We start from the raw sequence: 13196 nt of genomic DNA, 5'->3' as shown, positions 1-13196 counted from the left end.
CGTTAATAATATGAGCATGTAGCGGACTTTAATGCGGTTTCGTATCAAGTTATAAAGTAGCCAAAGCTACACAAAATTAAATAGTCAAATCGGTAGATTTGGCGGGGCTGAATAGAGCCACAACCGCTCAAATACCCGCAGAAACCGCTATTGCTTATATTTAGTGTTAGCTATAGTGTTATTCTCCAAGTTTTAATTTATGTTTAATAATCAAGTAAGAATTAATGTTTTCTCCATTTTTTTTAGCAGGTTTGAATTTCATTTTCTTAATACTTGATTCTACTTCAGTCGTCAAGAAACCATTATCAGCAACTAAGAAGTCTAGTTTTATTGGTTTTCCATCTTTATCTATCTCAACAAAATAGCTATAGCTTAATTCGTGGTCTTGTGGATAGCCATCAAAAACAGAAATATCAGCTTTAAAGCCTTTTTCCAAAACATCTTTATTAAGTATGACTGGATAAGAATCAGCAATCTCAAGCTCACGATTAATTAACCATTCATCCTCCATTTCACATATAATTGAAGTAACAACTACTGGATTCTCAAAAATTGCAAACTCTTTTTTTGAAACTACCTCTCCCATTTTATACAAAGTTTCTTCTTTTAGACTACCGTTATTATAGTAACTTTTTGTTATTCCATCTTCCTTACCTTCCTGAAATTCTTGTTCTAAACTCACAATACCCTCTCGAATTGTTCTTGATTTTCCATGTTTTAGATAGTTTTTGTACTCTGTTTCATAAGTTGTAACACTTTTAAAAGAACTCCACTCGGTAATACAAATTCCAGTTCCATCAATTAAGGTTTGTTTGCTATCTTCATTCCAATAATTTTTCCAAAAGGTTTTTCCTTCTTTGAAATCAACTTCTATTTTTTTATTTCCATTAGACCAATATTCAACTCTATACCCATTCCTTTTGGTTTCACCAATATTTGTTGAATGTTCTTTTAATTGTCCATTTTCATACCACTCTTTATAGTCGCCTTTTTTGTTATCGTCTGCGTCTCGATATTCCAATTTTGATTGCTGACCATTTTCAAAGAAATGTTTTAGCTCTTTTAAACCTTTGGTCGAGTTACGAGTAACTTCTTTTCTAAGCTGTCCATTTTTATAAAACTCTTTAAGTTCACCAGTTTTTTGACCGTTAGAAAATTGAATTATTTCTTTTGGTTTACCGTTCTCATAAAAGGATTTAAATTCTCCATTTATCACACCTTTTTGAAGCTGAAACTCTTCCTTTATTGTTTTGTTATCATAGAAGGTCTTGCAAAGACCAGAAAAATTCATGTCAAATTCTTCCCCATCTTCGTCAAGACAAATTTCGTTAGGGTTTTCACGAATGTAAGCTTCAATTAAGGACATTGTCTTTTCATTGATTTCATAGTAGTCGTCATCAAGTAAAGACATTTTGTCTAGTCTATCATAGAGATCGCTTCCAAACAAATCACTTTCTTGTGCTTTGTCCATTAACTTTTTATTCTTCTGATAAATTTTATCTGCTTTTTTGATCAGATTAGCCATTTCAGTATCTCCAATATGTTCTAATCCTTTTATTATTGTAGGCACATAAGGTTCATAACCATTGTAGTAGAATTGAACAAATCCACCATTTGTAACTTGAGCGTCTAAATACCACCAATAATAAAGTGCTTTCTGTCCGTAAGATAAAGATTTGCCACGTTCAATTTCGTATTCTTTGTCCTTTACAAATTTTGATATTGGCTCAAGTACAAACCAGCCAAAATCAAACCCACTTAATTTGAAGAATTCGGCTTTATTTAATTCAGGTCGGAAATGCACAGTTTTATTAAATTCCCAATAAGGGTCATTTTCGTTTTGAGCTTTACACCCAAACAGATTTAATAAGTTCATAATTATTATTGCAATGGTAAGAATTCTTTTCATTCGCGATGTTTCGTTGACATTATAGCTAACGGATGATCGGCTATGAGTAGTTGCGTGGTTTAGCACTTAACTTTGCAAGTACACACCAAGCTGAAAATCCGCGAGGATTTTCAGACGTAAGCGAGAACAAGCAATTACTTATAGCCATTGTTAGCTTTAGTTACTAATTCATCTCAACATTTTCATCATATTTTTGAACAAACCGTTTTACTTTTTCAGAAATCAGTTTACAATCTTTTAGAGTTCCATCTGAAGTTAATTTTTTGATTAAAAGTTTTTTAGTGAATATATACGACGAAGAAGTAAAAGACATATCCTCTTCAAAAAAGGTTACTTTAGTATATAATGATGTATAACGACTATTGTGAATGAATTTTAAAAAAAACAATTCATTTCCATTTATATCAGAGAAACTTACATTATTTGAATCTCCAGAGATTTTCAAGCACTCTATTCCGTCAACATAGACAGTGTTCTTTTTTATTTTAATTTTTTGTGCATTTACGAATGATACAAAAAATACACTCACAGTAATAATCATTAAAATTCTTTTTTTCATTTCTTATGTTTTAAATTATTTACAACGGTGTCGTGTATGAGTAGTAGCGGATTTCTACTCACTTACTTTTCAGTTTTATACTGACCTTTGTTTTAGGTTTATATTTTCATTTTAGCACTTAAACCGCTATTACTTATACACCGTGTTATGTGCTGGCTTTATTCAGTTCCTGTTTTAAATTCTATTAAGTATGGTTTCAAAGGAATATCATCTTCTGTTCTAAAGTTATTTGAGATTAATATCTGATAGTCTTTGTTAGGTTCTAATTCTACTGGAATTGTCCAAGATTTATTATTTTCTGACCAATGTCTGCCGTTAAGAGTTCCTTTCGGAAAAGCATCTTGCCCTAGATCACCAAAATCTACTCCTGTGTTTTGTCCGTTTAAAGGTTTCGAAAATTCTATTGTTATTTCCTTGATTTTTGGACTAACATTTTGACTATTATTTTCAAATTGTTTGATTAAGATAACAGTTGGGCGATTTCTTTCAAACGTTTTATAAAGTTCCTCTAGCGGTGCAGAGAAAAAGTTGGCATTTTTAATAAAATCTTCAATTTCAGTTTCATTGGAATAATCTAATTCAATCATTTTTTTAATGGCTTCAGTTTTATTTTCGGCCTGATTATAATAGTTCTCACAAATTTGATATCCAACATAATATCCCAAATCTCTCATTCCAAACTCATTTGGTGCGTTACCATCTAACCACTTGTATAGATTATTAGGATAAAACATTTCGGTTTCATATACTTCTCTGATTCTTTCGGTATTTTTCTTACCAAATTCAATTTGAGGATTTGGTGATTTTACTCCAAGTGCTTTAGAAGCAACGAATTCTGCTACGCCTTCATATAGCGTTAAGGAAAGAATATTGAAAACTCTTGGATTTTGTTGAGTATGAACATATTCGTGAACATTTAAAAACACAAGGTGTTCGTTTGGGTTGGTGGCAAAATGTGATTTTAAGTGAGATAAATTTTTGGGAAATTCACTTGTTACTGTCTTGCTGTCTGCCATTGATATTTCAGAACCAATTAAAACCAAACTGTCTATGGTTGTTCCTCCTGTACGAAAGGCTCCTATTGTGAAATAGATTTTAGCAGGTTTTAATTCGGGATATATTGTTTTGAATTTTTTGATTCCATCTTCCAATTCAGAGCTAATTTCATTTGCCTTTAGAGTATTTTCTCTGATAGAAGACCAAAATTTTGGATAGTTATTTATGGCGTTAATGTAATCTTCTGGTGTATAATTCCTTGCTTGTCGGATTCCATCCAATCCCACAGTCCCTTTCTGGAAATATAAACTATCAAGGTATTTAAACTGAAGCGTAGAATCTTGGGTTGATGTTACTTTATCATATGCATTCCACCAGTTGGTAATATCTAATGTTATAACGTTTTGATTTAAGTTTTGTCTGTTAATACAGTTTGTAAGAGTTATTACTATAATCAGTAAAGTCAGAGTTTTTCTCATTATTTAGTTTTATGTTTTGGTCAGCTTGCACATAACGGCCTCGTATAAGAATAGTAGCGGGTTTTATACACTAACTTTTCTGTTAAACTCTGACCTTTTTTATATTTGCTTACTTTCGTTTTAGCGACTAACCCGCTATTATTTTTATATAATGTTAGTAATAGTTATAGCATTTCTTTAACATCAACATTTTTTTTATCTAATCTTTGTTTAAGATTTATAATTTCAATTCCATCAATAGCTCTTATAAAAGTAGGGATTTCTAATTCATTGTTTTCAATTGTGCCTTTCAAATAAATAAAACCTTGAGTTCTTGGGTTACTTGGATTAAAAAGTTTTTTATTCTTGTATATCGCTTTAATATCTGAATACTCTATTAAAACATATTTATGGTTACCAAACAAACTTCTGTAAGCATTAGAATATTTACCTGAATATAACGCAAACTTCAAATGAGTATCATAAAGTTCAACAATTGGCACATTCTTTATAATCAGAATCAGTAATTTTCTAATTCCTCGATAAAAAAGATAGAAAAGAATTAAAGAGAAGAATAAGTGTTCTTTGAAATTTTCTATTCCAAAATAAAATAATGTAGACGAAATTATAATATTTATTACTATAAATACATATCTCCCTTCTTCTTTCAAATAGTATGTTTTCTCTATATTCATTTTTTAATCGTACTTTATAATTATTACTAACTTGTTTATATAGATGTAAAATACATTGTTATACAGCCAAAAGGGACGTATAAGCGTACCTTTACTGTTCTTTGTTATACAGCCAAAAGTGGAGGTATAAGCGTACCTTTACTGTTCTTTTATATTTATTGCTAAGCTTACTTGTTTTGGAAAAAAAAAGGAAGTCTATAGCAATTTTTATTCTCTTTTTTAAGCGTTGGCCAAGATAAAACAAAATAAAAAACCGCACAAAAATGTACGGTTTAAAGTAGTTTGTTTTTTAGCTCTCAATAAGTAAGTTATGAATCCGCCGTAATTACGGTTATACATTGTTAGGCAACGTTTTTTATTTTTTTAATCAGTTTAGGAGTCAGAAATAATAATAGCCCAATTGACAAAAAAATCAATGCTCTTTTTGAAAGTTCTTCAGACTCTTTCATATGGCTATCATTTTCCGATTCATATTTTTGTTTATGTTTAATTGAACTAATAATTTCTTTTGCTGTTTTAAAGCTTTTACTATCATTATTTGGCAAATCGAAATATTGAATATTTATCCAACCTTTTTTACCCAAACTCTTTATTTCAAATAATGATTTTCCCATTATCGAATATTTGGCTAACGAGTAGTTCTCCGATTCTTTAATAATTAGCGTGTCGGCATTTATATCTTTTGTCATTACTTGATTTAGGTTTGTCAGAACTTTTTTGGAACTTTCAAGACCAAATTCAGGTATTTCATAATACTGATATTGGATTTTAGGGAATTTCTCCAAATCAGTTGAATCAGTATATATTTTTCCTACTTCGTGAAAGTTCTCATAATCAAGCTTTCTATCTTGTTCAGTGAAATATTCAAATTCGGTTGGGGTGAAAAAAGTCAAATCTCTCAATTCCACTTTATTTTGTGCGAATGTCAAAACAGGAATTGATAATATTATGACTATAAATATTCTTTTCATTAGTGATTTTTTAAATGTTGCCTAACAGTCTCGACTATGAGTAGTTACGCGGGTTAGCACTTAACTTTGCAAGTACAGACCAAACTGAAAATCCTTTCGGATTTTCAGAATTAGACGAGAACAAGCAATTATTTTTATACGGAGTTGTAACTAATTTTTAATTTAAAAATGTTTCTAATAATCCTCCAGCAAGCACCAAAATTCCACCTGCGAACATTATATAACTCCAAGTTTTCATTGGTATATAGAAGAAATGATTATTCATTTCAATTTTTTCTTTTATACCATTAATCATTATATAATCTCCACTTTTTAAATAAGTCCATAAACTTGAAATCAAAAGTCCGATTCCCATCACTATTTGGAAGTCATAGTCATAGGCAAATATTCCGCCAATATTCCTTTTTAACACTCCACTTAGAATTGTAGTTCCGACAAATGGTAGGATTAAAAAAAGTGGAATCAAAATTCCTCTATTTTTATAAATAATAATCATTGTAATGATGTCTTTATTTTAATTGGTTACAACTAGTTTGTATATAGAACAAAACTACCATTATACTTCTTTTATGACAGAGTAAGCGGAAGCTTTCAGCAATTTTATTCTTTTTTTATTAGTGTTAGCCAATATAAAACAAAATAAAAAACCGTACAAAAATGTACGGTTAAAATGATGTATTTCAGTTTTGATAAGAAAGCCTATTATATAAAATTACGTTGTCGTTTGGCTTCAAAAGTTAAGATAGCTGCGGCAACCGATACATTCATAGAGTCTATTTCTCCTTGCATTGGGATGTTGATATTCTGAGTAGCTTCGTCTCGCCAAACTTGCGTTAACCCTGTAGCTTCGGTACCTACTACCAAAGCAGTGGCCTTTGTATAATCGTTTTTATGGTATTCGTTTGAGTTTTGTAGGGTAGCACTGTAAATATTAATGTTGTGCTCTTGTAAGTACGCTATAATGTCTTCAGAAGTGCCTGTAGCTATCTGATTGGTAAATACACAACCCACACTAGAACGTATGATATTAGGATTGAATAAATCCGTTTTAGGGTTGGCAATAAAAACAGCATCCACATTAGCAGCATCGGCGGTACGTAGCATAGCACCAATATTCCCTGGTTTTTCAATACCTTCCATAACCAATACGAGTGGGTTAGTGGTGTTGAATTCAATAGCATCTAAATCGAAGTTTTTAGCTTTCACTACAGCAATAATACCTTCGGTAGTATCACGATAGGCTAGCTTTTGGTATACCTCTTTTGTTATTTCTATACAGTTAGCAGCCTTATTTAGAATTTTGTTTACACTTTCTTCGGTAAACATATCAGCAACAAACAGCAGGGTATCTATTTCATAATCTCCTTTAACAACTAACGAAATTTCACGTTGTCCTTCTACTAAAAACAATCCTTTCTTCTTACGTTCTCTAGATTTCTCTTGAAGCTTTAAAAGCTCTTTTATATAGGCGTTTTGTGTACTACTAATCTGTTTCATCTGCTATGATATCTAAATACAAAAGTACTATTCTGTTTTATAATAAAATACTATCTTACTAAAAGAATAATTACTAGCTATAGCTGTTGTTAGGTAAACAACAGTACTGTTGCCCAACACCAAACACCATTGTTGTTTAACACCAGATACTACTGTTTGAATCTTCAAACAAAACCAAAATATGGGGTGTACTAGTTTGTATTAAGCTTCATACAGTAGTGTATGAAGTCACCCGACACTACTGTATGGTGTTATAATACAGTGGTGTATGAAGTTACCATACAGTAGCGCATACCTATTGGCACCGCCAAAGGGTTTAATCCCCGAGGCTTGCCTCGAAAATCAAGAACTTTTTTCCTATAAATGCCTTGAGAATTTGCTCCGAGGTAGTTTACTATTCGTGTATAAAAAAACATCATTCTTTTTACGGAATGATGTTTTTAAGTTCTAATAATAAGATTTTGCTATCTCATTCGTTAAGGATGGTGTTTATTGGTTTTTATATTTATTAGCATAACGCTTCCATAATTTTGTTTGATGCGATTCTAGGCTGATTTTTCTACCTTGAATAAAAGCATCTTTTAAAATATTGGTACGCATATCTAAGGCATCACCTTCAGAAATAAATAGGGTAGCGTCTTTACCAGCTTCTAAAGTACCTACGTTGTCATCAACGTCTAAGATTTTAGCATTGTTTTGGGTAATTAATTGTAAGGCTTTTTCTTTACCTAATCCGTAAGCAGCATAAGTTCCTGCATAAAAAGGCAAATTACGTGTACTCATACGTTCCATATCTCCTTCCATACCTAAACCTACTAAAATACCAGCATCGGTTAATATCTTAGCCGCTCTAAAAGGTCTGTCATAATCTGCATCTTCACCATTAGGCAAACGGTGAGCACGTTCTAAAATAACAGGTACATTGTTTGCTTTTAATAAGTCAGCAACTTTTTCAGCCTCTTGTCCGCGAACAATCACGATATTTTTAACGCCTAATTCTTTACAAATATTTACAGCATCAGTAATTCCTTTTTCTCCTGATACGTGTACAAACATTCTTTGCGTACCGTTTAAAACTCCTTGTAAAGCTTCGTACGGCAGATTTTTAGGTGCTTTGTTACCTGCTAGGTAGCTTTTTGCATTGGCGAAAAATTCTTTAAGCTTATCAATGCTTTTTTGATAGTTTTTGTTAGGCTTTAATCCTGGATCTTCACCCATCCACCAACGACCTCTCGAAAATACTTGAGGCCAGTTCATGTGAACACCATCATCGGTTTTAATAGTAGCATCTTCCCAGTTCCAAGCATCTAATTGTACTACCGAAGAGGTACCAGAAATAACTCCACCACGTGGGGTAATTTGTGCCATTAATACTCCGTTAGGACGCATGGTTTCTACCACTTTACTTTCTGCATTATAAGCAATAATACTACGAATGTGTGGTAGCATAGAACCTACCTCATCAAAATCTCTCGTTGCACGTACAGCATCAATTTCAGCTAAACCTAAAGAGGTGTTTGCTGCAATGAATCCTGGATATACGTGTTTTCCTTTGGCATTAATAACAGTTCCCATACGGGCAATTCTCATATTAGCACTTCCTACAAACTTAATTTTACCGTTTGAAAACATGATTAAAGAGTTCTCAATCACTTTTCCGTTTCCTAAGTGTGCTGTGGCACCTTCAATACTATAAGCTTCGGTTTGCTTGGGTGCTGGTGTTTGTTGCGCCATTATGTTTCCTATAAATAAGAAGCATAATATGTTATATATATATTTAATTTTCACGTTTTAAATTTTTGTTACTATTAGTTTGTACTTGTAGTTTGTTAAAACAAACAGTAGTTAATCTTACTAAATTTCTCTGTGAGGATTATTCTGTATCACAGTGAAATAATTTCTGAGTTTTCTTTTTAGGAGCTTGTGTTTTACCTCCTTTAATCTTCTCTTGTAACATCATGTTAATTAACTTAGCACGCTCTGCTTTAATAGCTTTACGCTTTTCTAAGTCTTTTTCAATATCAAAATAAACAGCTCCGTCAATAATTGTTTTTTCTGCTTTAGAATATACTGAAAGTGGATTTCCGCTCCATACAACTACATCGGCATCTTTACCTACTTTAATACTTCCTGTACGGTCGTTTAAGTGTAATAGTTTTGCGGGATTGATAGTTACAGTAGCCCAAGCTTCTTGTTCGCTTAAACCTCCGTATTTAATTAATTTAGCAGCTTCTTGATTCAGTCTACGAGACATTTCTGCATCATCAGAATTAATAGCAACGGTAACACCTTGGTTGTGCATAATAGCAGCGTTGTATGGTATAGCGTCGTTAACCTCGTATTTATAAGCCCACCAGTCAGCAAAAGTAGAACCACCAACTCCGTGTTCTTTCATTTTATCGGCTAGTTTGTATCCTTCTAAAATGTGTGTAAACGTATTAATGTTAAAGTTGAATTGTTCTGCAACCTTCATCAACATATTAATTTCTGATTGTACGTATGAGTGACAAGAAATAAAACGTTCTTTATTAATAATTTCTGCTAAGGTTTCTAACTCAATATCCTTACGATATGGCTGTCCGCTTTTCTTTTTAGCATCGTATTCTTTTGCTCTCTGGAAGTAGTCAATATATACTTGTTCAACTCCCATACGTGTTTGAGGAAAACGAATGGTATTTAAATCTCCCCAGTTAGATTGTTTTACGTTTTCACCTAAGGCAAATTTGATAAACTTAGGAGTATTGTTGTATAACATTCCGTCAGCATTTTCTCCCCATTTTAGTTTGATAATTGCTGAACGTCCACCGATTGGATTGGCAGAACCATGTAATACTTGAATAGAAGTAACACCACCTGCAATGTTTCTGTAAATATTTACATCGTTAGGGTTGATAACGTCTTCAATAGTAACCTCAGCCGTTGAATTATGACCTGATTCGTTTACTGCTGAAGTAGCAATATGTGAATGTTCATCAATAATACCTGCGGTTACATACTTACCAGTTCCGTCTATAACTTTTGCACCTCTTGAAGATAGGTTGGTGCCTATTTTGGCTATTTTACCATCTTTAATTAATACATCAGTATTGTTTAGTACTTCGTTGTTTTCTGAAGTCCATACCGTAGCATTTTTAATTAAAATAGTTTCCTTTTGTGGTACTGTAGAGTTTCCTAATCCGATGTTTGGATATGAAACAGCAACAACTTCAGGAGTATTGTCTTTTTTCTTGTTGTCTTTCTTTTTAGCATCAGCTTTTCCTGTAAAGGTAGCACTCCAAGAACTTTCGTTTCCGTTATTGTCGGTAGCTGTACCTGTAATTTGTTGTTTGTTTTTTACAAATGCTGTTAAGCGAGTATAGTTGTCACCATCTTTAAAAGTTATATGCAACCAATCGTTACTAAAAGAAGATTTACTATTTATTTTTGTTTCACCACTTTTTAAAGTAACTGTTTGTTTAGCACCTTTACCAGTAATCGTCATATCGTACGATTTCCCGTTAACTGTTAATGTGTACTTACCTGTAATGTCTTTAATATCCATTGAGTTAATGGTGTTTTTATCACCTTGTACCCAGTTTTCATATAAAGTAGTTTGCTTATCAAAAATATCACCAGAGGTAATTAAAAAGTTAGCATAGCTACCTGCTTTTAAGTTACCAACTTTGTCATTTTTTAAAATTTGAGCAGGTACTGTAGTTAACGCTTTTAAGGCAGTAGTTTTATCTAATCCGTAAGTAATAGCTTTTTGAAGATTGCTATTAAACTCTTTTACTTTCTTTAATTTATAGGTAGTTAAAGCAAAAGGAACATTGTTTTTTGCTAAAATTGAAGGATTTGCTGGTTCTTGATTCCAAGAGCGCATATCACTCAACGCAATTTTATCTGTTAAGAAAGGGTTAGATACATCGTATGCCTTTCTAAAATTAATAGGAAGAATATAAGTAGCATTGGTTGCTTTAATATCATTGATTCTTTCATATTCATTTCCTCCACCTACAATGGTATATTGAATTCCGAACTCATCACCAACTTTGTCGGCACGTATATTATCTAAGTATCCACCAGCATTAAATATTTGTGGTAACTCTTTTTTATTATTTAAGGCTTCTAAAGCTAAATCGGTATTTTTTGTATTTCCTTTAGCATACCAATCGGCATCTAAATAAGTTTGACGTAATAGTGCCATAGCTCCCATGCGTGAAGTAGGGTAGCTTTGACGTGATTTAGCACTTTTAGAAAACGATAAGTAGTTTCCTGATTGTTTGTCTAATATTCTGTAAGCATCAGAACTATTAGGGTTTAACGCAACTAAAACTCCGTTACCTTGCATGATACCATCTTCTAGATGTGTATTAACAGCACCAAAACCTAAAGACAATAATTCTTTAGCTTTTTTAGCATCAAAGTTAAACTCAGCAGAAGCGTCTACATCAGGACGAATATGATCGTTCCAGTAATATCCTTTTCTACCAGCATCGTATTGTGGTCTTTTACCACGACCACTTTCACGTTTAGGTTTTGCAATACCAAAGGTTGAATAAGCATCTACAAAAGAAGGATAAATAGATTTCCCATCTAAGTTAATTACTTGTGCTTCGTTAGGTATGTTAACCGATTTGCCTACAGAAACAACTTTTCCGTCTTTAATAAGTAGTGTTCCTTTTTTTACTACTTGAGTAGGAGTAACATAAATGGTAGCATTGGTAAAAGCGTACACATTGTTTTTGGATGACTTTACTCCTGTATTGGTAGGAAAGTATTCTTGTGCAAAAGAAGTACTAATACACAAGGATAAGAGTAAGAATAGTATTTTTTTCATTTAAAATTGAGTTGATTAGCTTATAAAAATATAGAGTTAAAAAGGAAAATAATTCCTTTTAACAAAACATTAAGAATTAATCACAGGGTGATAGCCAAGGATTTAATCCACCAAGGCTTACCTAATAGACTTAAAATGGGTTTTCTTATAGTTCTTTGTTTATTTGCCCTAAGATAGTTTAGTTAAGAACTAGCTTTCCAATCTTTTCATGACCAGATAACCAAGCTGTGTTGCTATCAATAAACTGAATAGCATAGTAGCTTTCCTTACTTATTTGTTTCCAAGTATGTCCACCATCGTTAGAAAATGAAACACCAGTTTTTCCAACAGCAAAAACTTCTTTTCCGTTTGTGTTAGGTACGTACTGTACGCAGCTTTTGTAATTAGGATTCATATTATTAGCCACAAGGGTCCATGTTTTACCACCATCGGTAGTAATTGCTTTATTAGCGTTATTGTCTTCTGGCTTCGAATAGTTTCCTCCAATAGCAATTCCATGGTTTTCATCATAAAAATCAATAGAGTAAATTCCTTGTGGTCCGTCACCCTGTACAATTGATGTATCAAAAATCTCCCAAGTGTTTCCAAAGTCAGTAGATTTTAAAATACGTGCTTTGGCTCCTCCAGAACCGATCCATACAGTATTGTTTACAATAGCAATATTGGTATTACTAGCAGCAAAGAAGGCTTCTCCTTCTTCAAAAGCAGGTAGTTGAGAGCAAGGTAGTTTTGTCCAAGTGTTTCCTCCGTCTGAGGTAAGAATAACAGACGGACAATCTTCTGTAGGGTCACCAACGGCAATACCATGCTTTCCATCAGCAAAGAACTTCATGCAGTCGTAAAAAACCTTTTCGTGTTCTTCAGTATATACTAATTCATACTTATTTTCACTTCCTTTATATAATAAGGCTGGGTTTGCTACCGATAAGGCAAATATATTTTCACCATTTTTGGCAATGCTTCTAAAGTGTGGTATAATAGTATCATTATACTTTAAAGTTTGTGTTTGCCATGTTCTACCACCATCTTTTGTTGTTGTAATATCTCCATTAGAGCCTGCAAAAATCAATTCATCATTACTAATAGCTAGTATGGCTCTAATACTGGTGCTGTCTTGTTTAAATTCGGTAATTTTAATAGTATCAAAGGTTCTAGGAGCTTTCTTTTCTTGTTTACAAGATAGTATTGTAAAAGAGAGTAAAAAAAGGAATGCTAATCGTTTCATGTGTTTGTTTTAGTTGTTTTAATTGGAAAAGTGAACCTAAGGAATTTAAAATAATCATTAAACATGT

At 32.5% G+C, this 13196-nt stretch carries 10 protein-coding genes; all 10 read right to left on the bottom strand.

All coding sequences use genetic code 11. The features are described from left to right. Window positions 1-178 precede the first annotated feature (178 nt). The 10 genes from VBY68_RS03805 to VBY68_RS03760 all read right to left on the bottom strand — a co-directional run bounded on the left by VBY68_RS03805 (window position 179) and on the right by VBY68_RS03760 (window position 13129). Complete coding sequence (locus VBY68_RS03805) at window positions 179-1909, bottom strand: DMP19 family protein (protein WP_415268925.1); 1731 nt, start codon at window positions 1907-1909, stop codon at window positions 179-181. A 163-nt stretch (window positions 1910-2072) separates the two neighbouring features. Further along, the gene (locus VBY68_RS03800; RefSeq protein WP_415268924.1) at window positions 2073-2468 is read right to left on the bottom strand and encodes a hypothetical protein; all 396 of its coding nucleotides are present in this window, start codon (window positions 2466-2468) and stop codon (window positions 2073-2075) included. 158 nt (window positions 2469-2626) lie between these two features. Then, a complete protein-coding gene (locus VBY68_RS03795; RefSeq protein WP_415268923.1) occupies window positions 2627-3943 on the bottom strand; it encodes a gliding motility protein GldB-related protein in 1317 nt (438 codons plus the stop codon). A gap of 164 nt (window positions 3944-4107) precedes the next feature. Then, entirely contained in the window at window positions 4108-4617 is a 510-nt protein-coding gene (locus VBY68_RS03790) for a hypothetical protein (RefSeq protein WP_415268922.1), read from the bottom strand. A gap of 341 nt (window positions 4618-4958) precedes the next feature. Beyond that, window positions 4959-5588, bottom strand: a complete 630-nt coding sequence (locus VBY68_RS03785) for a hypothetical protein (RefSeq protein WP_415268921.1) — start codon at window positions 5586-5588, stop codon at window positions 4959-4961. A gap of 157 nt (window positions 5589-5745) precedes the next feature. Beyond that, window positions 5746-6084: a hypothetical protein gene (locus VBY68_RS03780; protein ID WP_415268920.1), complete on the bottom strand. Its 339-nt coding sequence runs from the start codon at window positions 6082-6084 to the stop codon at window positions 5746-5748. A gap of 206 nt (window positions 6085-6290) precedes the next feature. Continuing rightward, a complete protein-coding gene (locus VBY68_RS03775) occupies window positions 6291-7085 on the bottom strand; it encodes a TrmH family RNA methyltransferase (RefSeq protein ID WP_415268919.1) in 795 nt (264 codons plus the stop codon). Between the two features lie 489 nt (window positions 7086-7574). Then, window positions 7575-8819: an amidohydrolase family protein gene (locus VBY68_RS03770; RefSeq protein ID WP_415268918.1), complete on the bottom strand. Its 1245-nt coding sequence runs from the start codon at window positions 8817-8819 to the stop codon at window positions 7575-7577. A gap of 139 nt (window positions 8820-8958) precedes the next feature. Further along, window positions 8959-11904 carry an amidohydrolase family protein gene (locus tag VBY68_RS03765; protein WP_415268917.1) on the bottom strand — a complete coding sequence of 982 codons (2946 nt, stop codon included), beginning with the start codon at window positions 11902-11904 and terminating at the stop codon, window positions 8959-8961. Window positions 11905-12082: 178 nt separating this feature from the next. After that, window positions 12083-13129, bottom strand: coding sequence for a WD40/YVTN/BNR-like repeat-containing protein (locus tag VBY68_RS03760; protein WP_415268916.1), 1047 nt, complete (start codon window positions 13127-13129; stop codon window positions 12083-12085). Window positions 13130-13196: the final 67 nt, after the last annotated feature.

Source organism: Tenacibaculum ascidiaceicola (assembly GCF_047470925.1).
GTDB classification, from domain to species: Bacteria; Bacteroidota; Bacteroidia; order Flavobacteriales; family Flavobacteriaceae; genus Polaribacter; species Polaribacter discolor.
Note: the sequence above shows the minus strand (reverse complement) of the source record. Positions and strands in the feature narration are given on the sequence as shown.